The 24,972-nt window shown below is 60.0% G+C and carries 20 protein-coding genes and 2 other RNA genes; 8 read left to right on the top strand and 14 right to left on the bottom strand.

Translation table 11 applies throughout. The features are described from left to right. Window positions 1-43: 43 nt before the first annotated feature. The gene (locus tag QUE41_RS02750; protein WP_286341429.1) at window positions 44-2,338 is read right to left on the bottom strand and encodes an OmcA/MtrC family decaheme c-type cytochrome; all 2,295 of its coding nucleotides are present in this window, start codon (window positions 2,336-2,338) and stop codon (window positions 44-46) included. A gap of 503 nt (window positions 2,339-2,841) precedes the next feature. Here QUE41_RS02750 and QUE41_RS02745 point away from each other — a divergent pair. Together QUE41_RS02745 and QUE41_RS02740 are read left to right on the top strand one after the other, a co-directional pair. Then, the gene (locus tag QUE41_RS02745) at window positions 2,842-3,672 is read left to right on the top strand and encodes a pirin family protein (RefSeq protein WP_286341428.1); all 831 of its coding nucleotides are present in this window, start codon (window positions 2,842-2,844) and stop codon (window positions 3,670-3,672) included. Window position 3,673: 1 nt separating this feature from the next. Continuing rightward, window positions 3,674-4,645: a glutathione S-transferase family protein gene (locus tag QUE41_RS02740; protein ID WP_286341427.1), complete on the top strand. Its 972-nt coding sequence runs from the start codon at window positions 3,674-3,676 to the stop codon at window positions 4,643-4,645. 12 nt (window positions 4,646-4,657) lie between these two features. Here QUE41_RS02740 and QUE41_RS02735 read toward each other — a convergent pair whose 3' ends face one another. The 4 genes from QUE41_RS02735 to QUE41_RS02720 form a co-directional block, all read right to left on the bottom strand. Continuing rightward, the gene (locus QUE41_RS02735) at window positions 4,658-4,888 is read right to left on the bottom strand and encodes a uroporphyrinogen decarboxylase (protein WP_286341426.1); all 231 of its coding nucleotides are present in this window, start codon (window positions 4,886-4,888) and stop codon (window positions 4,658-4,660) included. A 57-nt stretch (window positions 4,889-4,945) separates the two neighbouring features. Further along, window positions 4,946-5,725 (bottom strand): nucleoside phosphorylase, encoded by a 780-nt coding sequence (locus tag QUE41_RS02730; protein WP_286341425.1) that lies wholly within the window; start codon window positions 5,723-5,725, stop codon window positions 4,946-4,948. 184 nt (window positions 5,726-5,909) lie between these two features. Then, on the bottom strand, window positions 5,910-6,824 hold the full coding sequence (locus tag QUE41_RS02725) for a LysR family transcriptional regulator (RefSeq protein WP_286341424.1): 915 nt from the start codon (window positions 6,822-6,824) through the stop codon (window positions 5,910-5,912). Between the two features lie 362 nt (window positions 6,825-7,186). Beyond that, a complete protein-coding gene (locus tag QUE41_RS02720; RefSeq protein ID WP_286341423.1) occupies window positions 7,187-8,809 on the bottom strand; it encodes a Na/Pi cotransporter family protein in 1,623 nt (540 codons plus the stop codon). A gap of 244 nt (window positions 8,810-9,053) precedes the next feature. Between QUE41_RS02720 and QUE41_RS02715 the strand changes: the two genes are divergently transcribed. After that, window positions 9,054-9,884: a DUF4437 domain-containing protein gene (locus QUE41_RS02715; RefSeq protein WP_286341422.1), complete on the top strand. Its 831-nt coding sequence runs from the start codon at window positions 9,054-9,056 to the stop codon at window positions 9,882-9,884. Between the two features lie 60 nt (window positions 9,885-9,944). Here the strand turns inward: QUE41_RS02715 and gcvP are convergent, their stop codons facing one another. From gcvP to QUE41_RS02680, 7 genes are all read right to left on the bottom strand, one after another. Then, entirely contained in the window at window positions 9,945-12,824 is a 2,880-nt protein-coding gene (gene gcvP / locus QUE41_RS02710) for an aminomethyl-transferring glycine dehydrogenase (RefSeq protein ID WP_286341421.1), read from the bottom strand. 95 nt (window positions 12,825-12,919) lie between these two features. Beyond that, on the bottom strand, window positions 12,920-13,309 hold the full coding sequence (gene gcvH / locus QUE41_RS02705; RefSeq protein WP_286341420.1) for a glycine cleavage system protein GcvH: 390 nt from the start codon (window positions 13,307-13,309) through the stop codon (window positions 12,920-12,922). Between the two features lie 21 nt (window positions 13,310-13,330). Next, a complete protein-coding gene (gcvT, locus tag QUE41_RS02700; RefSeq protein ID WP_286341419.1) occupies window positions 13,331-14,425 on the bottom strand; it encodes a glycine cleavage system aminomethyltransferase GcvT in 1,095 nt (364 codons plus the stop codon). A gap of 95 nt (window positions 14,426-14,520) precedes the next feature. Further along, window positions 14,521-15,717, bottom strand: a complete 1,197-nt coding sequence (locus tag QUE41_RS02695; protein ID WP_286341418.1) for an FAD-dependent oxidoreductase — start codon at window positions 15,715-15,717, stop codon at window positions 14,521-14,523. Further along, complete coding sequence (ubiH, locus tag QUE41_RS02690) at window positions 15,711-16,916, bottom strand: 2-octaprenyl-6-methoxyphenyl hydroxylase (RefSeq protein WP_286341417.1); 1,206 nt, start codon at window positions 16,914-16,916, stop codon at window positions 15,711-15,713. Before ubiH ends, QUE41_RS02695 begins: the two co-directional genes overlap by 7 nt. Window positions 16,917-16,920: 4 nt before the next feature. After that, the gene (gene pepP / locus QUE41_RS02685) at window positions 16,921-18,222 is read right to left on the bottom strand and encodes a Xaa-Pro aminopeptidase (RefSeq protein WP_286341416.1); all 1,302 of its coding nucleotides are present in this window, start codon (window positions 18,220-18,222) and stop codon (window positions 16,921-16,923) included. A 26-nt stretch (window positions 18,223-18,248) separates the two neighbouring features. Continuing rightward, window positions 18,249-18,809 carry a UPF0149 family protein gene (locus tag QUE41_RS02680; RefSeq protein ID WP_286341415.1) on the bottom strand — a complete coding sequence of 187 codons (561 nt, stop codon included), beginning with the start codon at window positions 18,807-18,809 and terminating at the stop codon, window positions 18,249-18,251. A gap of 232 nt (window positions 18,810-19,041) precedes the next feature. On the opposite strand from QUE41_RS02680, the gene QUE41_RS02675 reads away from it, so the two are divergent. The 4 genes from QUE41_RS02675 to QUE41_RS02660 all read left to right on the top strand — a co-directional run bounded on the left by QUE41_RS02675 (window position 19,042) and on the right by QUE41_RS02660 (window position 20,573). Beyond that, window positions 19,042-19,380: a cell division protein ZapA gene (locus tag QUE41_RS02675; protein ID WP_286341414.1), complete on the top strand. Its 339-nt coding sequence runs from the start codon at window positions 19,042-19,044 to the stop codon at window positions 19,378-19,380. 51 nt (window positions 19,381-19,431) lie between these two features. Then, window positions 19,432-19,612: non-coding RNA, 6S RNA (gene ssrS / locus QUE41_RS02670), on the top strand. A 139-nt stretch (window positions 19,613-19,751) separates the two neighbouring features. Then, a non-coding RNA gene (gene ssrS / locus QUE41_RS02665) (6S RNA) lies at window positions 19,752-19,932 on the top strand. Between the two features lie 62 nt (window positions 19,933-19,994). Continuing rightward, entirely contained in the window at window positions 19,995-20,573 is a 579-nt protein-coding gene (locus tag QUE41_RS02660) for a 5-formyltetrahydrofolate cyclo-ligase (protein WP_286341413.1), read from the top strand. A gap of 3 nt (window positions 20,574-20,576) precedes the next feature. Here QUE41_RS02660 and QUE41_RS02655 read toward each other — a convergent pair whose 3' ends face one another. Together QUE41_RS02655 and QUE41_RS02650 are read right to left on the bottom strand one after the other, a co-directional pair. Then, window positions 20,577-21,599 carry a hypothetical protein gene (locus QUE41_RS02655; RefSeq protein WP_286341412.1) on the bottom strand — a complete coding sequence of 341 codons (1,023 nt, stop codon included), beginning with the start codon at window positions 21,597-21,599 and terminating at the stop codon, window positions 20,577-20,579. After that, on the bottom strand, window positions 21,596-22,051 hold the full coding sequence (locus QUE41_RS02650; RefSeq protein WP_286341411.1) for a hypothetical protein: 456 nt from the start codon (window positions 22,049-22,051) through the stop codon (window positions 21,596-21,598). Before QUE41_RS02650 ends, QUE41_RS02655 begins: the two co-directional genes overlap by 4 nt. 230 nt (window positions 22,052-22,281) lie before the next feature. On the opposite strand from QUE41_RS02650, the gene QUE41_RS02645 reads away from it, so the two are divergent. After that, entirely contained in the window at window positions 22,282-24,960 is a 2,679-nt protein-coding gene (locus QUE41_RS02645; protein ID WP_286341410.1) for a hybrid sensor histidine kinase/response regulator, read from the top strand. Window positions 24,961-24,972: the final 12 nt, after the last annotated feature.

Below are 24,972 nucleotides of genomic sequence, written 5' to 3'. Positions count from 1 at the left end.
CCGAAGGCGCTTTGGCTTGGTGCGTTGCAGGGAAATGCAAACGCTAGTGCGCAGGACCGCTGTGCACTGAATCTATGCCGTAAGTCTTACCCTCGGCATGACACACACCGCAGCTCTCAATGCTCACGTCGGCGGTAGTGGCAGCGGGCTCATCGGTGAGCGTCGCGCCATTGGCAACGAAGTGGGCCTTGGCGGCATCGGTATTGTGAACGTGGCAGCTACGGCAGCTCTCGGAGACCGGAGAGATGTAGCCATAGGTGGAGCCGAAGTCCTTGGTGATGGCAATGGAGTCCTTGCCCGAGGCCAGGGTGCCATTGGCGGTGAACAGGCTCACGTCCGCCTTGTGACAGGCCTGACAGTCGCTCTGAACATCTGGGTAACCATTGAGATCACCGATGACGCCCTGATCGTCCACCCGGCGGAAGACGCCGTGAGCACCGGTCACATGCCATTCACCACTGTGGTAGCGGTGGGCCACGGTCATCAGATCACGGTTGTAGAACTCTCCGGGTTTCACGTCCACGGCCACATCATTGCCGTCGGCGTCTTTGCCAATGGCGCTGACCTGGCTGTGGAAAGAGCCGGTGAAGCCATCCTTGGGGCTGTGGCAACTGACGCAGGTGGTGAACTGATTGGCACCATGATTGTGGGGCAGCTTCACCCAGGTCAGGTTATCGTGACAGTTGTTACAGGTAGCCTCATCGATGGAGACGTTGTCTCTCTCGATGCGGGGCGCAACATAATCACTGCCGTCGGCATTGGCGAAGTTCCAGTAGGTGGGCGCCATGGTGGCGGACACCTTGAGCTCCACGTCGGCGCAGGCCATCAGGTCGGCACCGTCGGTGCAGATGGCAAAGTCAGGCACGAAGTAGGCGCTGTTGCCCACCAGTTCGGTGCGGCCAGGCACGGTCACGGTGTAACTGCCGTTGGACTCCACACCGTCCAGCAGGTTGATGGTGCCGGACTGGTTGAAGATGCCGTCCGCTTCAATCTGACCAAACATGATGTCGTCCCGCAGGATGGCATCGGTCAGGGTCACTCCGTCACCCAGACGGGCGGTGGTGTCGAACACCAGGGTCAGATCGCCGCTGGCATCATCGATGGCGATGCTGGAGAGGACAATCTCGAAGGCAGACTCGGACGCGATGCGGCCGCCCACATTATGGGCTTCCATGGGGCTCAGGGCTCCGGCACCGTGGCAACCGGCGCAGACGCTGTCGTCCTGAGGAACGATGCCTGCATGGTTTTCACCGGTCTCGAAGTTCACATCGATGTGACAGGCCTGACAGGCGTCAGCGTAGATGTTCACCGCCCAGCCGGCGCCATTGTCGTGACAGACAGAACATTCACTCATGTCCGCTGGGAAGCCGATCTCACCAAACATCTCCTTGGCTTCACCCAGCAGGGCATCCTCGATGTGGTGGCCAGCGTGCAGACGGTGAACCATGGGGGCAAAGTTGGGGTTGAACCCCTTGATGTCACCATTGTCGTCGGCCACACCGTTTTCACTGTCGGGCAGGTTGATCTGTACGTTGTGGCAGGAAACGCAGTTCTCCACCCGCTGGTAGTTGTGATGGGCGTGGATGTTCTCTATCCATCCCTCCTTCTCACCGTGGCAGCGGATACAGGCGTTGCTGCTGACGATATCTTTCTCCGACTCGGCCAACTCCCCGGTAGCCGGGACATAGTCCATGGGCGGGGTCAGTACCTTGTCCGACAGCCCCACTCCCTGGTCATCGACGATGTTGTAGGAGCGGATCATCAGACGGTGCAGGTTGTTGATGTCGGCGTCAGCCCAGATCAGCGGGGCATCGCCGTCGTGCTCCCAGGTCAGGGAGTAGCTGCCAGGATTGGCTTCATCTTCGGTCAGAGTACAGGCCTGAACCTCATTGCCTCTGCGATCCGTGGTCGCTCCGGTGGGGGAACAATACAGGGAGGAGCCAAACTCGGTGGCCACACCATGGTTGATCCACTGGTAGGGCGCACCGGTATTGGACTCGTTGGCAACCTGCTCGGTCAGGTAGAGGGCGATCTTATCCAGGCCCACGAAGGGCACGTCGTCACCCTTGGTATTCTTGCCGGTCACGGTGAACTTCACCGCGAAAGGTTTACCGGGTTCAATCACCACATCGGTGGGGGCTATGGTGTAGACCAGGTCCGCAGGGCTGTTGGCCGTATCGACAAAGGAGCCTGCAGGCAAGCCTGGTTCACCGGGCGTACCCGGGGCACCTGGTTCTCCCGGCGCACCATCCTTGCCATCGTCACCGTCACTGCAGCCGCTCATCATCAGCGCAGAGGCCAGCATCAATGCCAGCGGAGTTTTAGTTGTTAGTTTCATCATCATTTCTCCAACAAAGGGATAACCATCCAAATGGTCAGAGACATGTTAAGAGAAACAATGACTTAAATTTGGTGACCCATATCAACTTCCCCAGGGCGCACCAAACTTGGGGATTACTCCGCGCCAATCTGCGTAGACCGATGAAATCCTCTGCACAGCCGACCACTGGCAGAACATATGATTCAGCAGATGTAAGCCTAAGGAGAGTTGTGGTAGATTGCACCGGCAGCAAATGTTAAATTCATTTTCAGCATTTATGATTTATTTTTGCCGCTAACGACTGCACTCTGCCATCTCTTTGGCTCGGCACTCTGCCGGGCGTTCGTAAAATTCGAATATTAGGCCGTTCAACTCCCGGCTTAGTCCCTCATTGCAGTACAAACTCCGGCTCAACAGCGGCATTCTTTCTATTTTTTAGAATCTAGTGGCCAGATCTTTGCGATAGTTGTGCCCCAAGGCTCCTGCTAGGGTTGGATCATCAAAACTCTTTAGGAGCGACCATGAAGATTCTTAATCTCGCCACAAGCGTTGCCACCCAGGATGGCGATGGCGTCAACATCTCCCGGGTGGCTGACTTCAGCGGTCAGATACTGGACCCCTTCCTGATGATTGATGAGCTCAAATCCGATAACGAAGCGGACTACATGGGAGGCTTCCCTCCCCACCCGCACCGGGGCATAGAGACCTTCACCTACATCATCGACGGCGGCTTTGAGCACAGAGACCAGATGGGCAATCGCAAGGTGATTGGCCCGGGACACGTACAGTGGATGAGCACCGGATTTGGCGTGGTGCACTCCGAGATGCCGGTATCCGGTGCAGGGGGCATGCATGGCTTCCAGATCTGGGTGAACATGCCCGCCAAAGACAAGCTTCGCCCTGCCCGTTATCAGGATTCGGTCGCCCAGGGGATTCCTGAGATTCAAGGCAGCCAGGGGGCATTACTGCGCGCCCTGGCAGGAGAGTGGGAGATGGAGGGGCAACAGGCTATCTCACCCATTGAGGAACTGGCGGGGCAGGCTTCGGTCGCCGATCTCCGCCTCTCCCCAGGTGGCAGCGCCAATCTGGACCGGGGCCACCATGAGCAGCTGTTTATCTATATTCATAGAGGCCAGATCAATGGCTACGGCGCCGGTCACCTGCTGCTTGCCGACCCTGGTGCCCCGTTGGAACTCAGCAGTGAACAAGGCGGTGGGGCACTGATCTTCTCCGGCAACCGTATCAAGGAGGAGATTGTCCACATGGGTCCCTTCGTAATGAACACCGAAGCGGAGATCCGTCAGGCAGTGAAGGACTATCAATCAGGCAAATTCGGCACCATAGGAGACTGACATGGGACGATTAGTGGACGGCGTTTGGCAGGACGTCTGGTACGAAACCGAAGACACCAAGGGCAAATTCCAGCGTGAGGAAGCCCAGCTGAGAAACTGGATCACCGCCGACGGCGCCCCAGGTCCCAGCGGTGAAGGGGGCTTCAAGGCGGAGTCCGGCCGCTACCACCTCTACGTGTCCCTGGCCTGTCCCTGGGCACACCGCACCCTGATCTACCGCAAACTCATGGGGCTGGAGGATCACATCAGCGTCTCCGTGGTGAGCCCGGACATGCTGGAACAGGGATGGAGCTTCGACACCGAGCGAGGCAGCAGCGGAGACCACCTGTTCGGCTTCGACTTCATGCATCAGGTCTACACCAGAAACAACCCCAGCTACTCAGGCCGGGTGACCGTGCCCGTACTCTGGGACAAACAGCAAAACCGCATCGTCAGCAATGAGTCGTCGGAGATCATCCGCATGCTGAACTCGGCGTTCAACGACATTACCGGCAACACCCTGGATCTCTATCCGCCATCGCTGCGGCCAGTCATCGATGAGATGAACGACTTCATCTATCCGACCATCAACAACGGGGTTTACCGGGCAGGCTTTGCCACCAGCCAGGAGGCCTACAGTGAAGCCTATGCCAACCTGTTTGACGCCCTGGATCAGCTGGACAGCCGGCTGGCCGACAACCGCTACCTGACCGGCGACAGCCTCACAGAAGCAGACTGGCGGCTGTTTACCACTCTGGTGCGCTTCGATGCGGTGTATGTGGGGCACTTCAAGTGCAACAAGCAGCGGATCGCCGACTACCCCAACCTGTCAGGCTACCTGAGGGAGCTCTACCAGCAGCCGGGCATTGCCGACACCGTGGACCTGTACCACATCAAGCGCCACTACTACTTCAGCCACACCATGATCAACCCCACCCAAGTAGTGCCCGAGGGCCCCCAGCTGGATCTGGATCGCCCCCACGGCCGGGGCTGACCCCTCAGAGGCTCATACCGCCCGGCGACTGGATGCTCGCCGGGTTTTGACCATCTGGGCCAGATTGATCACCACGCAGATGACGTTCATCAGGGTCACCGGATAGGCCTCGATGGCCAGGCCATAGCCCGCCATGATGAGGCACCCGATAGAGTTGAAGGTTCTTAGAAAATAGACATTGGCCGACAACAGCGACACGGTGATCAGGGCTGAGCCCAGGTACCCCAGTAGCTCCACACTCATGGTCTAATCCTCAAGCAGGGTGAATCAGCAAGCGGGAGAGTGCTCTCCCGCCCAGGGTTACAGCGCCAGACCGGCTTGATGCAGGCGATAGATGGTCTCCAGAGCGACCTCTGTCTCCAGCTCGATTCCCTGCTCAAGAGGGATGTTGCGTTTGCCCCAGAAGTTTTCCGCCCGTTTGTGGTTAGCCGCCACGGCGCAGATGGTGGCCCCGCGCAGCCCACGACGGTGACACACGGTAAACAGGGCAGAGGCTTCCATCTCAATATTCTTCAGCCCAAGGTCGATGAGCTTTTGAATCCACTCCGGGCTTTCGCCATAGAAGGAGTCGTCGGTGGAGGTGATTCCCCAGTGCACCTCCGGCGCCTTACCGGCGCAGTACTCTTTGGCCACCTCAATCAGCCCGGCGGTCACCTCCAGATCGGCAATGGCGGGAAAGTTGTCGGGCACGTAGAACTTGGAGGTGCCCTCGTTTTTCATCGCCCCTGTGGTCACCACAAGATCGCCAATGTTGATCTCATCTTGCAGCGCCGCACAGCTCCCCAGACGAATAAACACCTTGGCACCGATGTTCGCCAGCTCCTCGGCGGCGATGGCGGTAGAGGGACAGCCCATACCGGTGGAGGTCACCGAAACCCTCACCCCTTTGTAGTATCCGGTGTAGGTCTTGTGCTCCCGCTTGTGGGCCACCAGCTTGGCGTCCTCAAGGTAGTTGGCGATGATGTCGGTGCGGAACGGGTCTCCCGGGAGCAGGACGTATTCCGCCACATCTCCCTCCACCATACCGATATGGTATTGGCGGATCCCCTTGGTCTTCTCATCCTTATTTACCACAGTCATACCAGGCCTCCAGCTCAACAAAGCTTTTTAAAAACAATAACTAAACAACCGGAAGCTGCTGTTGTATCGGCAGTCTCCAGACATGGAGTCATGGTATCGGTGAGAGCTGGGGGCAAACAGATCCAGCGGGAAAAGCTGCTTTTCCCGCCGAGGCAGAACGCATTATTGAAAGAGTGAAGTGAAATCAGTCAGGGGAGGTGTTCAGGTGTGCCCTGACCACCTCGATCACCGCCTTCAACCTATTGGGCAGGGCATTGCGTGATGGGTAGACGGCGTACACCGGCATCGTCTGATCGGCCTTCCAGTCATCGAGCAGGGTGACCAGCTTCTCCGCCCCCGGCTGCTTGAGCAGCAGATAATCGGCGATGTAACCTATGCCCATACCGGCGACCACCGCATCCAGAATCACTTCGGCGCTGTCGATGACAAAGTTGCCGCTCACCTCTACCTCATGGCGCTGCTCAGCCTGACTAAAGGACCAGAGGTGGTAATCCCGGGTTTTGCTCTGATAGGTAATGCAGTTGTGCCCCTTAAGATCGCGAGGATGACGAGGAGCTGGGTGCCGGGTCAGGTACTCCCGGGAGGCCAACAGCAGGAAGCGGATGTCACACAACCTTTGAGCGATGTAGCCAGGGGTGATCTCATTGCTGGTGGTAAACCACAGATCGACATCATCTTCAAGCATGTCCACCCGACAATCCCCCAGAGTCACCTCCAGTGTCAGACCCGGATGGTCTCTGTGCAGCCGCTCAGCAATGGATTGTATGTATCGGGCCCCCAAGGAGTGGGACATGGCGATGCGCACCCGGCCACTGACTTCATTTCGGCAATCCACAACCTGGTCCGAGGCCTGCTTCATCATGCTGACCACCTGTTTACACGACTCGGCGTACATGGCCCCTTCACGGGTCAGGGTCAGATGCCTGGAGTTCACCTTGATCAGCTTTACTCCCAGCCTCTGCTCCAGGTCCTTCACCTGTTTACTCACATGGGAGATAGAGACATCAAGCCGCTCTGCGGCCTTGGTGAAGTTGCCCGTCGATGCCACCGCATCAAACAGGATCATCTGATAGGCATCGTATTTAATCTGCTTGTTCATGATGAGGGCACCCGAGTTACAGTCTCAGTGGGAACGCACTGTCTGTGGGCATCATACTGCAGATTGCATGGATGGAAACGGAGATCGTGCTGAACAGGATGGAAGGTCAAAGCGCAGACAAAAAAATGACCGGACCCACCGGACGCTGTCGGGATTGGCGGGAACGGTCTTCAAAAACTGATTGGAAAATCCATCAATCGGTGCCCATCAGGCACCAAAATCGATGAATTTGCAGAAACCTGAGACCTTCAGGACTCAGACTTCTCCCATCCACTGCTGCAGCAAGAGTGCATTTGTGGATAAGGCCAGACATTATGCAGCATTCGGAATTCCCGCAATGTAATCAAATGTAATGACATCAGTTACATTGGCTCTGACGGGTGATTCAGCAGCGCCAGGCAGCTCACCCACTGCTTCTGCATATCCTGCAGGTGCTTGCTCAGATTGGTGAGAACGATGAAGGTCTCGCCTTGGATCTCCTCCTCACGAATCCAGCCGTAGATGCGGTCAATAAACGCCAGATGGTCCTGGAGTGCCTGCCTCTGCAACTGGTGCAGAGCCTCTTTGTCTGCCGTCATCTCATTGGGCTCCAGCCAGAGCGCCACCTGTTCCAGCCTGGGCTGCTCCAGCAGGGTACGTTCCCGCTTAAGCCGCATCAGGGACCTGTCGCCAGCCACCTTGGCCTGATGCAGGTCCTCCCTGATGTCCTTCACCGCCTTGGTGGCGTAACCGATGTGGCGCAGCAACTTCAGACCGGTAAGCAATGCTGGCTTCTCCTTGGGCTCGGCATGGGCCAGCACCTGCAGGACAAAGGCACTGAGTTGGCCAGCCCTGTCCGTCAGCGCCTGATACTCCTCCTCATAGGTGGTGTGGGCCCCCGCCTCCGGTGACAACTCGGTAGCCGAGGGCATGGGCAGTTTCAAAACCCGGTTGTTGATCCTCAGGGCCAGCTGGCAGCACTCTCTCAGTGCCTTGTCTATGGCCAGAGAAGCGATGGCGACCTGGTCAGGGGGAATGTCCATCATCAATCTGTCCATCTGGGGCGCCGGAGCTTGGAACAGGCGCTCAAGCCACCTGGCCAGCCAACCGACGAAGGGGTACACCAGAGCCACCCCCAAAAGATTAAACAGGCTGTGGAAGGCCACCAGACCATAGAGGGGATCGGTGAGCCCCAGCCAGGCATAGAGAGGTTGGATAACAGGCAAGATCAGCAGGTAAGCCATGACGGCGGTGGCCAGATTGAACAGCACATGGGCGGCGGCCACCCGGCGCTTATTGTCACTGCCTCTGAGCCCACCAATGACTATGGTGATGGTGGTGCCCAAGTCCGCTCCGATGATGATCGCCGCCGCCGCCGGCAGCTCCACCAGGCCGGCGCTCAGGGCATTGAGAGTGATCAGCATGCAGGCGGAGCTGGACTGAATGACGGCGGTGAACGCCACCCCGGCCAGGACAAAGACAATGCTGTGAAGATGGGCGTAATCCTGAGGGCGGAAACTGCCCTTGAGGTCGGCCACACTGCCCTTCATGGTATCCAGACCAAAGATCAGCAGGCCCAGGGCAAAGAGTATCAAACCGATGGCCCGGCGACGGCTGCGCTCCTCGCCCCAGATGTAGACCAAACCACCCACGCCCATCATCGGCAGCACGATAGTGGTCAGCGACAGCTTGAACCCCAGCAGGGTCACCAGCCAGCCGGTCACTGTGGTCCCCAGATTGGCACCGACAATCATGCCGATGGCATTGGCCAGAGGCAGCAATCCACTGCCCACCAGCGCCAGTACCATCAGCCCCACCATGGAACTGCTCTGCAACACAGCGGTGGCCAGGGTGCCACTGACCACAGACCCTGCAGTGGAATCGGTAGCACTGAGCAGCACCCTGCGGAAGGTCTGCTCCCCCAGGGTGCCCAGTGCGCTCTCCAGCCGCTGCATGGCATAGAGGAAGATCCCCAGCCCGGCGACAAACTCCACCCAGTTTCCCATCAGCTCAGTCCATAAGCCTGTTTTCCTCTAAGATTAGGTTAGTTGCTCTTGGCTGCTCACCCTTTGACCAGAAGCAAAGATGAGTGGTCTCTGTGAACAGATGTCCCTGCCGGGACCCATGCCTGATGACAAGACCCCATTACCCCGGAGGTTGTTGAAAGTGATTCTGTCTGATGCAGGCTTATCGCCGGGGCAACTGGCTCTTAAGCTGACGGAATTGTTCCCGAATTCGTCAGCCTCACCTATGCACAAGATAAGCCTGTTCTCCACCCTGGCGCTGGCCACTGCCACCCTGGCAGCACCAGTCCACGCCACCACCTATGAGCTGGTGACAGCGTCCGAGGTGGAGTGGCAACACCTCAATCCCGCTCGCGGCGACAAAAGCCCAGGGGCGGGCACCCTGTGGGGGGACAGAAACGGCTCCCAGGCCACAGGTTACCTGCTGCGCCCCACCGACGGTTTTCAATCACCGCCCCATATCCACAATGTCTCCTATCGCGGCGTGGTGATCAGTGGTGTTATCCATAACGACGACCCCGATGCCGCCAGAATGTGGATGCCCAGTGGCTCCTTCTGGACCCAGCCCAAAGGCGAGGTGCACATCACCGCCGCCAAGGGCAACAACACCCTGGCCTACATAGAGATCGACGAAGGCCCCTACCTGGTGAAACCCGCCAGTGAAGCCTTCGATAATGGCGAGCGGCCGGTCAATGTGGATGCCACCAACCTGGTGTGGCTGAGCGCCTCGGATCTGAAGTGGAACAGCACTGCCGCCAAGGATGCCGGCATTGCCCTGCTCTGGGGAACCAACCAGCCGGGCCAACTCAGGGGCAGCCTGTTGAAACTGCCCGCAGGCTTTCAGGGGGAGCTGCGCTCCGAGGGCGATGAGCTCAGAGCCGTGATCATCCAGGGCCAGCCCGGTTATCGCCCAGCAAACACCCAGGCCCAGACCCGTTTGAGCCCAGGCAGTTACTTCGGCGCATTGGGAGAGTCCCGCCACAGCCTGATCACCAACAGCGACACCCTCATCTACCTGCGCAGCGATGCCCAGGTGCAGATACGCACTGCAAAATAACCCCCACAAAAAAAGCGAGCCATCCGGCTCGCTTTTTGTCTTGTCTGCAGTGTGCAGCCCTTACTCCTGGTAGGCGTCGATGGGCACGCAGGCGCAGAACAGGTTGCGGTCACCGAACACGTCGTCGATGCGGTTCACCGTGGGCCAGAACTTGCCCTCACGGGTGGCCTGGGTGGGGAAGGCCGCCAGCTCACGGCTGTAGGGGCGCTCACCAAAGGCCTCGTCCATGATGTCCGCCTGGGTGTGAGGGGCGTTGCGCAGCGGGTTATTGTCCGCCGGCCATTCACCGGCCTGCACCTTGTCGATCTCCCTGCGGATCTTGACCATGGCTTCGACGAAGCGGTCCAGCTCCACCTGGGACTCAGACTCGGTGGGCTCCACCATCAGGGTGCCCGCCACCGGGAAGCTCATGGTGGGGGCGTGGAAGCCGTAATCCATCAGGCGCTTGGCCACGTCCATCTCGGTGACGCCGCTGGCCTCCTTCAGGGGGCGCAGGTCGATGATGCACTCGTGGGCCACCCGGTCGTTGCGGCCGGTGTAGAGCACCGGATAGTGCTCACCCAGCTTCTTGGCCAGGTAGTTGGCAGAGAGCATGGCCACCTGTGTGGACTCGGCCAGGCCGCGGTCCCCAAGCATGGCAATGTACATCCAGCTGATGGACAGGATGCTGGCAGAGCCGTACTGGGCACTGGACACCGCTCCGTTGTGCTGGGACTCGGCGCCAGTTTTCACCACTGAGTGGCCGGCGACGAAGGGCGCCAGATGCGCCTTGACGCCGATGGGGCCCATGCCGGGACCGCCGCCACCGTGAGGGATGGCAAAGGTCTTGTGCAGGTTCAGGTGGGACACGTCGGAGCCGATGGAGCCCGGAGTGGTCACCCCAACCTGGGCGTTCATGTTGGCGCCATCCATGTACACCTGGCCACCGGCCTGGTGGATGATGTCGCAGATCTCGCGCACCGTCTCCTCATACACCCCATGGGTGGAGGGGTAGGTGATCATGCCGCAGCACAGACGGTCGGCGTGCTCCTCCGCCTTGGCGCGCAGGTCATCCAGATCCACGTTGCCGTTAGCGTCACAGGCGGTCACCACCACCTTGAGGCTGGCCAGCATGGCGGAAGCCGGGTTGGTGCCGTGGGCGGAGCTTGGGATCAGGCAGATGTCACGATGACCTTCACCGATGGACTCCTGATACTCCTTGATCGCCAGCAGGCCGGCGTACTCCCCAGAAGCGCCGGAGTTAGGCTGCATGCTCATGGCATCATACCCGGTCACCTTCACCAGCCAGTCGGCCAGGGTGTCCACCATCTTGCGATACCCCTGGGCCTGCTCCTGGGGGCAGAAGGGGTGCATGTTGGCGAACTCGGGCCAGCTCACCGGCATCATCTCGGCGGTGGCGTTGAGCTTCATGGTGCAGGAGCCCAGGGAGATCATCGAGTGGTTCAGGGCCAGATCCTTGCCTTCCAGGCGGCGGATGTAGCGCAGCATCTCGGTTTCGCTGTGGTAGGCGTTGAACACCTCATGCTTGAGGATGGCGTCGCTGCGCACCAGCGCATCAGCCAGAGGGCTGGCGCTGGCCGCATCCAGGGCGTCCAGGTCCAGCTCGCCCTTGTCGACGATCACCGCAAACAGGGCCTTGAGCGCCTCGGCAGTGGTGGTCTCATCCAGGCTGACGCCCAGACGGTTGCCGCCATCCACCCGCAAGTTCAACCGGGCGGCCTTGGCCCGGGCCAACACCGCGTCCACATCGCTCACTTCGAGGGTGAGGGTGTCAAACCAGCTGTCGTTCACCAGAGAGATGCCGGCACCCTTGAGCGCCGCCGCCAGGATGGTGGTCAGGCGGTGGGTACGTTCGGCGATGCGCTTGAGGCCCTCTGGGCCATGGTAGACGGCGTAGAAGGAGGCCATGTTGGCCAGCAGCACCTGAGCGGTACAGATGTTGGAGTTGGCCTTCTCACGACGGATGTGCTGCTCACGGGTCTGCATCGCCATCCGCAGGGCGGGCTTACCTCGGGTGTCCTTGGACACACCGATGATGCGCCCTGGCATGGAGCGCTTGTAGGCGTCTCGGGTGGCGAAGAAGGCGGCGTGGGGACCACCATAGCCCATGGGCACACCGAAGCGTTGGGCACTGCCCAGCACCACGTCGGCACCCAGCTCGGCCGGGGCGGTCAGTTTCACCAGGGCCAGCAGGTCGGAGGCGACACAGACAATGCCCTTCTTGGCCTTCACCGCCTCGGCGATGGAGGAGAAATCGGTCACCTGACCGCTGCGGTCAGGGTATTGCAGCAACACGCCGAAGATGTCGTGATCCGCCGCGTCCTCGGCCGGGCCCACCTGCACCTCGATGTTCAGGTGCTTGGCCCGGGTCACCACCACGTCGATGGTCTGAGGGAAGAGGTTGTCGGCGATGTAGAACAGGTTGGATTTCTTGTTCTTGGACACCCGCTTGGCCAGGGCCATCGCCTCGGCGGCGGCGGTACCTTCGTCCAGCAGGGACGCAGAGGCCAGGTCCAGGCCGGTCAGGTCCATGGTCAGCTGCTGGAAATTGAGGATCGCTTCCAGGCGGCCCTGGGCGATCTCTGGCTGATAGGGGGTGTAGGCGGTGTACCAGCCCGGATTTTCCAGCACGTTACGCTGAATCACATGGGGCACATGGGTGTTGTAGTAACCCATACCAATGTAGGAGGTAAACACCTGGTTTTGCTCGGCAAAGCCGCGCAGTGTTCCCAGGGCGTCCACTTCGCGCTGAGGGTCGCCGATCCCCAGTGGGTTCTGAAGACGAATCCCTTCCGGCACGATCTGGCCGGTGAGATCCTCCAGAGAGGTCGCGCCGACGAACTCCAGCATCTGCTGACGCTGAGCCAGGGTGGGGCCAATATGACGGGGAAGGAACTCGTCCCGGTTAAACAGTTGGGACAGAGACTGCTGCTCGCTCATTATCCAATAATCCTTGTGATGCCGCGTCCAGGGTACAGGGCGGCTCAGATAAGAAGACAAAAGCCCCTCTGCGGGGGCTTTAATCAGTCGGTATGTTACTCGTCGTCGATGACGGCCTGGTAGCCTTCCGCATCCAGCAGGTTGGCCAGCTCGGCCTCGTCGCTGATGCGCACGCGGAACAGCCAACCGTCACCGAAGGGGTCGCTGTTGACCAGCTCAGGGCTGTCTTCCAGCTCCTCGTTGATGGCCACCACCTCACCGGTCAGAGGGGAGTAAACATCGGAGGCCGCCTTAACGGACTCGGCCACGGCGGTGTCGTCGCCGGCGTTTACTTCGTCGCCCACGTCAGGCAGGTCCACGAACACCATGTCACCCAGCAGCTCCTGGGCGTGCTCGGTGATGCCGATGGTGTACTCGTTGTCACCCTCGGGACGGATCCACTCGTGGGAGCTGGTGTACTTCAGTTCGGATGGAATGTTGCTCATTGTTGTTTCCCCATCAATCTCTTAAAAGGCTTGTTTGCCATTACGCACGAAACTGGGCTTGATTACCTTGACGGTGACCCGCTTCTTGCGCATCTCCACTTCTACCTCCTCGCCCACGCTGCGGGGTACCCTCGCCATGGCGATGGAGTAGCCCAGGGTAGGCGAGAAGCTGCCGGAGGTGATCACCCCCTGCTGTTCCTTGCCGTCGGCATCGGTGAAAAAGACGTTCAAACCGCCACGGAGCACGCCCTTGTCGGTCATCACCAGGCCTACCAGCTTGTCGGTGCCCTCGGCCTTGATCCGGGCCAGGGCCTCGCGACCGTTGAAGTCGCGATCCGCCGGCTCCCAGGCCACGGTCCAACCCATGTTGGCCGCCAGAGGGTTGACGCTCTCGTCCATATCCTGGCCGTAGAGGTTCATGCCCGCTTCCAGACGCAAAGTATCACGGGCGCCAAGGCCAGCTGGTTTTACCCCGGCTGCCAGCAGCTTATCCCAAAGGTCCGCCGCCTGGTCCTGGGGCACCATAATCTCATAGCCGGCTTCGCCGGTGTAGCCCGTGGTGGCGATAAACAACTCGCCCGCCTGCACGCCGAAGAAGGGTTTCATGCCGGCAACCGCCGCCTGCTGGGCGTCATCCAGCACGGTGGCGGTGCGCTCCACCGCCTTGGGGCCCTGAACGGCGATCATCGCCAATTCCGGCAGCTCGGTGACGGACACCTCGAATCCCTGGGCCTGGGCACAGATCCACTCCAGGTCTTTCTCCCGGGTGGCAGAGTTCACCACCATGCGGTAGTGGTTGTCGTTCAGGTAGTAGGTAATCAGATCGTCAATGACGCCACCCTGCTCGTTGAGCATGCCGCCGTAGAGGGCTTTGCCGGGCTGGGTGAGTTTGGCCACGTCGTTGGCCAGAAGCTTGCGCAGGAAGGGTTGTGCCTGGGCACCGGTGATGTCTACCACGGTCATGTGAGACACATCGAACATGCCGGCGTCGGTGCGGACCTGATGATGTTCCTCAACCTGGGAGCCGTAGTGGATCGGCATGTCCCAGCCGTGAAAATCCACCATCTTGGCGTTGGACTCCAGGTGCTTCGCGTAGAGTACGGTTTGATTCGCCATTTGTGTTCCTTGTCTGGCTTTATGCCCTTTTGTGATCAGGGTCTATTTTAGGGGCTGGGCGCATTATACCCAACCCAGCCTGTTTGTATACAAAATCACCTTAGGTTTGAGGCAGCAATGCCTAGTGCCTGGGCGATAAACTTCTGCTTTAAACCGGGCATGCGGTTGACCAGGGCCAGACCTATGTCGCGCACCCCCTTTTTCACAGGATCTTGTCCTGAGAACAACCACTTGAAGCCGCTCATCGCCGCAATCATCTCCTGGGCCGCCGCCTTGCGCGGGCGGGCGTAACGCTGCAGCACCTTGAGATCCCCCAGGTCCCAGCCACGGTCTGCGGCCTCCTTGAGGACACTCACCAGCTGCTCGCTGTCCGCCAGCCCCAGGTTCACCCCCTGGCCCGCCAGCGGGTGGATGGTGTGGGCGGCATCCCCCACCAGGGCCAGCCTGGGCAGGACAAAGTCACGGGCATAACGCATGGTCAGGGGGATCGCCATACGATCGCTGACCACCTCAATCTTGCCCAGGGCCCCTTCGCTGGCCAGGCTGATCTTGCGGCAGAAGGTCTCGGCATCACACTCGGTCAGCGTCTGGGCCTGCTCCGGTGGCAGGGACCAGACGATGGAGCACTGGTTGGCGTCCGGCAGGGGCAGCAGCGCCAGGGGCCCCTGAGGCAGGAACACCTGACGGGCCACCCGCTCATGGGGGCGGCTGCTCTGCACCGTGGCCACCAGGCCATGGTGACCGTAATCGCGGAAGGTCAGGGGGACATTCAGCTGCTGACGCAGCCAGGAGTTGGCGCCGTCGGCGGCCACCAACAACCGGGCACTGAGCATGGCGCCGTCTGCCAGGGTCAGCCAGGCTTCCTGCTCGCCGAACGCCACCGATTGCGGCGCGCCGACAAAACAGCGAATCTTGGGCTCACTCTGGGCCTGTTGCCACAGGGCGTAGGCGATGGAGCGATTCTCGATGATGTGGCCGAGATCCGGCTGATGGTAATCCCTGGCATCAAACTCGATGACACCGATGCTGTCCTTGTCCCAGACCCGCATGCCGGTGTAGGGGGAGACCCGCTCCTTGGGCAGGCGGGGCCAGGCGCCCAGCTGCCTCAGATAGAGTTCACTGGCGCGGTTGATGGCGCTGACCCTCAGGTCCGCCGGGCCGCTGGCCGGGGTGGGCTCTTCACGGTCGATGACCGCGACGCTGATGCCGGCCTTGGCCAGCCCGATGGCGGTTGCCATCCCCACCATGCCACCGCCGACGATGGCTACCTGAACCGATTGTGCCGTTACCACCTTTCGCTCCTTCTCTTGGATCCCTGTCCCATGGTGTGGGACACCATCTCCTGCCCCAGAGAGGGGAACAGGTCCATGGCGATAAGCCCCAGGTTGCGACCAACCTGAAGCAGGAAATTGTTATTGGAAAACAGTTTGACCAGGCTGTTGGTCAGTCCCACGGTGCGGTCCACGTCCGGTTTGCGCCCCTGGGCATAATCGTCCAGCAGGGCAAAGCTGCCGGGGTCCTCGCCCTGCGCCAGGGCCAGCGCCAACCGGTCCGCCAGGGTCAGGGCATCGCGCATCCCCAGGTTGAACCCCTGCCCGGCAATGGGGTGCAGGGTCTGGGCGGCGTTGCCAATGAGGGCCACCCGGTGATGGATGGGGCGCTCGATGCGCTGCAGCACCAGGGGGTAGCTGAAGCGCTTGCCCACCCGGGTGACTTCCCCAAGACGATAGCCAAAGGCCCGCTGCAGCGCCTGACGGAAGGGCTCATCCTCCAGGGCCATCAGCGCTTCGGCCTGCTCCTCATGGCGCACCCACACCAGGGAGTAGCGCCCCTCGGTCATGGGCAGCAGGGCCAGGGGCCCCTCGTCGGTGAAGCGCTCATAGGCGATGTCGCCGCCCCGGGTCAGCTCCACATTGGTGATCACCGCCACCTGACCATAGTCGCTGCGACTCACCGGCAGCTTCAGCTGCTGCCTCACCAGAGATGGGCCGCCGTCGGCGGCCACCACCAGTCTGGCACTGAGCCGGGCGCCGGACTCGAGGGTCAGTTGACAGCCGTCGGGCTGCTGCTCCAGGGTTGCCAGGGCATCGGGACAGAAGCGCACCACCTGGGTCTGTGCCAGGGCATGATGCAGCACCGGGCCCACCCTTTCCAGCTCCACCACCTGTCCCAGGGCATCTACCCCCTGCTCGGCGGCGGTCATCTTCACCTGGCCCCAGTGGCCACGATCGCTGACGTGGATGGTGTGAATGGGTGCGGCATGGGGTGCCAGGGCATTCCACAATCCCAGCTGTCGATAGCGGGCCACCGAACCATGGGCCAGGGCGATGGCCCGGCTGTCGAAGCCGGGATGGGCCTCGCTGTCGGGCACCTGCGCCTCGATGAGGGCGATGCGCCAGCGCCGCCCAGCCTGCTGCTGTCCTGCCAGGGCCAATGCCAGGGTTGCACCGGCCATGCCACCGCCGACGATGGCGATATCAAACTGATCCATGGGGTTACCCGGCCATCAGGGCCTCAATCTCGTCGATCTCCTTGGGCACGTCACCGGTCAGAACCCGGTGGCCCTCCTCGGTGACCAGCACATCGTCCTCCACCCGGATGCCGATGCCGCGCCACTTGGGATCCACCTCGGCGTCGGGACCGATGTAGAGCCCGGGCTCAATGGTCAGCACCATGCCGGGCTCCAGGGGACGGGTGCGTTCGGCGGTGTGGTAGTCACCCACATCGTGAACGTCGATGCCGATCCAGTGGCCCAGGCCGTGCATATAGAACGCCTTGTGGGCGTCCTGTTCAATCAGTTCCTGCACCTCACCCTGGAGCAATCCCAGCTCAACCAGGCCGGATACCATGATCTTCAGCACCTGGTCGTTGGCCTCCTTGATGGAGACACCGGGCTTGATCATGGCGATGGCGGTTTTTTCCGCCTCCAGAACCAGGGCGTAGATCGCCTTCTGCTCCTCGGAGAAGCGGCCATTGACCGGGAAGGTGCGGGTGATGTCGGCGGCGTAGCCTTCGAGCTCACAGCCGGCGTCGATCAGTACCAGGTCTCCGTCCTTGAGCTGAGATTCGTTCTCGGTGTAGTGGAGGATGCAAGCGTTGTCGCCGCCACCGACGATGGAGTTGTAGGCCATGAAGCGGGCGCCGTGCATGGCGCACTCATGGTTGATCTCCGCCTCCAGCTGATACTCAAACAGGCCGGGACGACAGGCCTGCATGGCACGCACATGGGCCTTGGCGCTGATCTCACCGGCGCGGGCCATCACCGCCACCTCGGCGTCGCTCTTGTGCAGACGCATCTCATGCAGCTGGGTACGCAGGTCCAGCTGCTGGGTGGGGGCGCGACGCCCTTGACGGAAGCCGCCTCTCAGGGTCGCCATCAGGGCGGACACCGCCTCGTCGCTGTAGCCCTCCTGGCCGGGCAGCCAGGCCAGGGTATCGGCGCCATTGACCAGGTCCGGCAGCAGCTCTGCCATCTGTTCCACGCTGAATGCGGCATCCAGCTGCAGCGCCTCGGGGGCGGCATCCACCCCCAGGCGGCGACCGTGCCAGATCTCCGCCAGCTTGTCGGTGGGCCGGACAAAGATCACCGACTCCGGCGTCTGACCGGGACGCAACACCAGCAGGGCGTCGGGCTCATTGAAGCCGGTCAGGTAGAAAAAGTCGCTGTTCTGACGGAAGTGGTACTCGGTATCGTTGGAACGGGTGCATTCCCGGGCGGCAAACAGCAGGGCCACACTGCCTTCGGGCAGGCTGGCCATCAGTTGCTGACGCTGTGCCTTGAAATCCTTAATCTCCATTGGGCGCTAATCCTTGGTTATTGTTCTCAGTGCAGGGTTTTGTCGCCGGGCAGAGTGCCGAACTCCAGCAAACACTTCCAGCAGGTGTCTACCACGTGCTCCACCAGCACCCGGAAGCCCTCTTCATTCTCTTCGTTGTCTTCTACGTCGAACTCGACGTTGGTGATCTCACGCAGGTCACCGATCATCTCGCCCAATTCGCCTCCGACCGTATTAAAGGTGGGCTGCAGCCGGGCCAGGCCCAGGAAGAAGCTCTGAATCCACTCAATCAGGGATTCCAGGCGCACCGCCAGGGCTTCATCTTCGTCGGGAAGCAGCGGCTGAAAAGGCACCTCGGGATCTTCAGACAGGCTCTTATCGATGCAGCGATAGACCTCCTTCATCACCTTCTCCAGCTCATCGCCGAACGGCTGCCCCTCGTTGGCCAGGGCCAGGAAGCTCTCCTGCCAGCCACGCTTGTCCAGGCGAATGCCGCCGCAGACCAGGCCGGTCATCAAGCCGTGGAATTCGCTGGGCAGCATGGTCAGACCCGCTTTATTCAACGCCGCGTCCAGCTTATTGAGCAGTAAAGGTGAGTTGCATTTCATCTGTTCTATTCCCGCAGTAGAAGTGAGCTCATGCTATCACGGCGACAGGTCGTGCTCCATATCTTCCCTGCTCTGTCATCCTGGCCGAAGTTTCTGCTGTTCATTCATTGATACAAGGTGTTACAGCCGTATTGAGATCCGGCCAACCATAAGGCATAACAGGGGGCATCACCTTGCAGATTCGGCCCTCCCGGCATATAGTCCGTACCCGGCCAAAACAGCGGAACCCAGAATGAGCTCAAACACCATAGAAATTACGCTTCTCGAACGGGTCTATACCATCGCCTGCCCCCCCGGGGAGGAGGCCACCCTGCAGCAGGTCGCGCACCAGCTGAACCAGCGTTTTCTTGAGCTCAAACAACGCAACGCCCTGCTCTCCATCGATCAGCTGGCGGTGATGGCCGCCCTCAACCTGACCCATGAATTGATGAACCTGGAGACCCGTACTCAACGGGAAATGCAGGAGAGATCGAAGAAAATTCAGGCACTTGAAAACGCCATTGAACAGGCTTTGCGCAAACGTGAAGTGACGCAGCCAAAATCGGTTGAGTCCGACTCAGACTCGCAGTAGTCTGGAATTACAGAGCAAGGCACCGAACGGTATTTCGCTCTACAATTACTGAGCTCCCTGTGATGCTTGCCAGCGGGTTATGTCCCTGGCCGATGCTATCAACAAAGGGTTCACTCCCTTGGGCTATTGCGCATGCTCGGCAGGTACCGAGAAGCCTACGGCACAGGCAGTGTTCCCGCCCTGAACCTACGGTTCACGGGCTTACACCCGCAGCGACATCCGCGGGGAGCACTCTTCTCCACCGTGACTCCATGGAGTCCGGTGTGGCAAGTCACTCAGGTGACCTGCCGAAAGTGGCGGCAAACCGGTTCCTGCGACCCCAGAGTCACAAAGAATCGCCCCGTCCCGGGACCCGGTCCCGAAAAGTTACAAGCTCCCTGTGGTGCTCGTCAGCGGGTTATGTCCCTGGCCGATGCTACTAACCAAGGGTTCACTCTCCGGCGCTACTGCGCATGCTCGGCAAGTACCGAGAAGCCTACGGCGAAGGCAGTGTTCCCGCCCTGAACCTACGGTTCACGGGCTTACACCTGCAGCGACATCTGTGGGGAGCACTCTTTCTCTCTCCTGCCATCTCCGGTACCTTTAATCCTGATTAACCATCAGGATGAGTAACCATGCCCCAGGATCGCCAGGCACTTCGTCAGCACCTTCGCCAGCAGCGCCGCGCCCTCTCCCCCGAACAGCAACGTCAGGCCTCTCAGGCATTGGCCCACACTCTCATTAACCAATCCGAGATTGCCCAGGCCAAGACCATAGCGCTCTACCTGGCCAATGATGGCGAACCCAATCTGATGCCGCTGATACGCCTGCTGTGGCAGCAGCACAAGACCCTGGTCCTGCCGGTGATGGATCCCAGTGACCCTAAACAGATCCTGTTCCAGCGCTTCGCCCCCGACACCGCCATGGTGAACAACAGGTACGGCATCGCCGAACCGGCCTGGACAGAGAGTGAGATACTCCACAGGGAGCAGATTGAGCTGATGCTGATGCCCCTGGTGGGCTTCGACGAGCAGGGCAACCGTCTGGGCATGGGCGCCGGATACTATGATCGCTACCTGGCGGGAGAGAGCCCCAGGCCGCTGCTGGTGGGCTGCGCCCACGAGATTCAGCGGCTGGAGCGCCTGGACCGTGAGCCCTGGGACATCCCCCTGGATGCGGTAGTCACCCCCAAACGCTGGCTGACCGTCCGCTGAGACTTAAAAGTTGTAGCTGAGCATCAGGGTCACCAGCTCGGCCTGAGTCGATTCCCCCACCAGCTTGGGAGGCAGTATGAACTGCCCTGCGGTGTCACCCAGGGCATCCGCCAACTGCACTTCCAGATTCACCGACAGGTTCGGCTGAAGATCATAGCGAACACCACCGATATAACTCACCGACTCCAACCTTTCCCAGTTTCGGGCCACCATCAGGTAGGGACGCCACAGGTCCAGGTTCATCACAATCCCCAAGTAGCCACCGTGCTGAATGTTATCTTTCTCAAATTCAGCCCAGAACTCCCACAGCTCGCCCTCGTAACGACCGCCAATGGTGAAGATGTCCATGCGGTCTTCCACCCCATCCAGGGTGAACTCGGTGTGCAGGTAGGAGAAGTTAAACAGCAGTTCCGGGGTATTCAGCCTCAGATTAAGGCCGGTCTGTACATCGGTCTCCACCCTCAGCTTAGCCACGCCCACATCGACAGTCTCGTGATTGTGCCCACCGTAGTATGGGTGCACCGCCATCTCCAGTTCATCGCTCAAGCTCATCTCAAAAATAAGATCGATACCATTGAAGGCGGTGATGCCCAACAGGGTGTCATACAGGTCCACCGGTGGCCTGGCCCAGGGATAGGCGTTGCCCACATAGTAGTAGTCAGACGCCAGGAACAGTGGCATCCGGAGCCGACCGGCGCGGATCTCAGTCTGCTCTCCCTGCCAGCTGAGGTAACCCCACTCAAACTGAGGGTTGGAAAAATTGTCCCGAGGGCGCTTCACCACCTGAGCCGAGGCCCGCCAGTGATCGTTGAATCTGGAGTCCAGCTGCAAACCCACAGTGGTATCACAGTCATAACACCATTCATCCTCTATGCCCCGATGGAAATAGAGTGGCACGCTATTGTCGCTCTTGGTGGCAGATACTGAGGCAAATCCGGACAGGGACAGGTACTGATCCCAAAGTTCAACGGCGGCCTGGGCTCCCCAAGGGGTCAGCACAGCAATAATCAGAATGACGGCTCTCATCGATCCACTCCCTGTTCGATGTCGAGAATAACCCGGGCCCCCACGGGCACCTGATTCTTAGGTACATAGGCTATGCCCCTGGGGTGCTCAGCCAGCCAGCTGAGCAGCGCCTCTTCACTGGCCTCGGACAGGCTTTCCGGCGGTTTCCCTTTGCCCGAAAACGCAATCCTGGCCCAACGACTGTTGATCTGGGGCACCGATTTATTAAGGAAGGAGCGATAGAACGCCTGCTTCTGGGAACTCCCCTCAGGGAAATCCAGCAGCTCCACCCGACCGAAGCTGTCGAGAGAGCGCAACTTGCCCAGATAGAGCATCTTGGCCTTGCTCTCGCTGATGGCAGGCATATTGTCGTTGAGGGTGATCAGCACGTACTCCGCTCTCGCTGGCCAGATGACCAGCAACAACGGCAGCAACAGTAACCGATAAGCCCATTTCATCCCTGAATGCATCATTCAAGTCATCCCTGATAAGCAAAATCCATAATCATTGCTAGGCTTTATCAAGTAACAGTATAGGGCGTGTTTATCTTCGGCGGTTAAATTTTGGCCTAGAATTATAGTGACCAATCAAGATGTTCGATTTCTGATCCGGTGGACCGGCGTCAGACTCACTCGACGGAACAGTGTCGTCAACACGCTCTGACAACAGATCAACTTTATTGCTGGTTGAGAAGGGAAGCTCAATGGCCCAACATCTTTCGCTGCGCAGCCGAATCCAACTGCTGGTGGTCATACCACTGCTGTTCTGCTCCATCATCTTTGGCCGCTACATGATGGGTCAGTACAGCGAGCTTCAGGATCTGCAACAGATCGAGCAACGCTACCAACTGATCTCTGAGCTGCAACTGGCCATGGCTGCTGTGGATAAGCTGCGCCGCTCCACCGTCATTGAGCCCACCCTGGGTACCCTGGCCACCCAGATCTCCAATGCCCGCCTGGCAGCCACCCACCTCGATGCCCCTGAGTTCCGCCAGCTGTTTGTCGCCGATGCCGACGGATTCGAGCTGCATCTGGAGGAGCTCTCCTACCTCATCGGCGAACTGCCGGACAGCGAGCTGGACAAGGACCTTCGTTGGGAGTGGCTTTCTCTGGCAGACGACTGGCAACAGAACAGCCTGAGAATGGTGGAGTCGCTGCCGGTAGAGGTGGAGAGCCGAACCGTCCGCGAGGGGATACTGGCCTACAATCAGCTGCTGTTCATGCTGGAGTACGCCCGGGAAGAGCTGCTGGTGATCAAAGAGGCACTCAAATCGGGCGCTCTCAGCGCCGCCGCCCGGCAACGACTGCAGGAGCTGGCTCTGTTGCAACAATCGGTGCTGGATAAGTACGTCAGCGTCTATGCCAGCGAGTCCCAGGTCAATCTGCTGCTTTCCGCCTTCACCAACGATGCCTTCACCCGAGGCAATGAGTTGCGCCAGTCCCTGCTCGATGGCGAGAGTCACACCCTGACCGCGGAGAGGCTCGAAGCCGCCGACACCAGGATGAAACTGCTGGATCAGGTTTTGCAGGCGGTGCGCAACGACATCGCCCAGTCCGCCAGCCAGGCTTACCACAGCCAGCAGACTCACTTCTTCACCAACCTGGCCATACTGCTGCTGATGCTGGGGATGATGGCCGCCCTGGCCCTGCGACTGGCCCGCCACCTTCGCCATGGAATTGCCGCCATTGGTGACACCATGAAACAGGTGGAGGAGACCCGGGATTACAGCCTGCGCATCGAACTGCCGGGAAAGGATGAACTCAGCCGGCTCGGTCAAACCCTCAATCGGCTGGTTCAGGAGCGGGCGGGATTCGAGGCCAGCCTGGTCAGTGCCAAGGAGGAGGCGGAAAAAGCCAATCATGCCAAAAGCATCTTTCTGGCCAACATGAGCCATGAGATCCGTACGCCCCTCAATGGCATCCTCGGCATGACCGACATCCTCAGCAGCACCCAACTCAGCGGTGAGCAACTGGAGTATCTGCACACCATCCAAAGCTCCTCCAGGGCTTTGCAGTCGATCATCAACGACGTGCTGGACCTGTCCAAGATCGAGGCAGGCAACCTGGTGATCTCCCCCATCAAAACCAAGCTCAAGGAGCTGTTCTACGAGGTGGCCAGCGTGGTGGCCCCCAAGGCGATGGAGAAGGGGATCCGATTCGATGTGGACTACCCCCCTGAGTTGCCGGAACAGGTGATGACAGACAGCCATCGCCTGCGTCAGATACTGCTGAACCTGCTCTCCAACGCGGTGAAATTCACCGCCGACGGAGAGGTACTGCTGGGCTGCCGGGTACTGCAGCGGAAGGAGCAGGCCCCCATCCTCTGCATCCGGGTCAAGGATACCGGCATCGGCATCGACCAGGACAAGCAGGAAGAGATCTTCCACCCCTTCAAGCAGGAGGACGGGTCCACCACCCGCAAGTTTGGCGGCACCGGTCTGGGCCTGAGCATCTGCCGCCAGCTGGCCCACTTGATGGGAGGACAGATACGGGTCAGCAGCCTCAAAGGAGAGGGCAGCACCTTCCTGCTGGAACTGCCTCTGGAGGAGGTGCCCACCCCCAGAATTCACTCCAACAAACTGGAAGGCCTGAAAGTGTTGCTGCTGGACGGCTATTACGACTCCGCCCAGCGCTACTGTCAGGAGCTGGTGGCCCTGGGGATGGAGGTCAGCTACGTCACCCAGGTCAGCGAGCTGCTTCCCATGCTCCAGGGAGAGAGCCGTTTCGACCTGCTTATCGCACGCTACTCCAGCCTGCCTGATGGGGAGCGCACCCTGGTGACCCTGCAGCAGAGCCACCCCCTGCCACTTATGCTGCTCAACGACCTGTCCAACAGTCTGACTTTGGATGAGATCACCACACCGGTTCAGGTGATGCTGGCCCCGATTCGCGGTGAGCGGCTACAGAGAAACCTGGAGAAACTGATGGCCACTGAGCCTGCGGCCGCCAACCCCCTGCAGTCCGCCAGTACCACTCCTTCAGAGCACTATCGAGCCCGGCTGTTGCTGGTGGAGGACAACAAGACCAACCAGCGCGTCGCCCAGATCATCCTCTCCAAGGCGGGATTCCACGTTGAGATTGCCAACAATGGCCAGGAGGCCACCGAGATGGTGGTCGCCAGCGAATACGATCTGATTCTGATGGACTGCATGATGCCGGTGATGGACGGCTTCGAAGCCAGTCGGCAGATTCGCCAGTTGGAGGAGCGACAGCAGCGGCGTCGCACCCCCATCATCGCCCTGACCGCCAGTGTGCTGGACGACGACGTTCAGGCCTGTTACGACGCAGGCATGGATTACTACGTGCCCAAACCATATGATAAACAGCAACTTATAGGAGCAATAACTCGCCTGGCGCCAACTCTGGAAACCGCGACTGTGTAAAAAAATTTTGTG

Source organism: Ferrimonas sp. YFM (genome assembly GCF_030296015.1).
GTDB lineage: Bacteria > Pseudomonadota > Gammaproteobacteria > Enterobacterales > Shewanellaceae > Ferrimonas.
The sequence above is the reverse complement of the archived record's forward strand: the minus strand, read 5'-3'. Positions and strand labels throughout refer to the sequence as shown.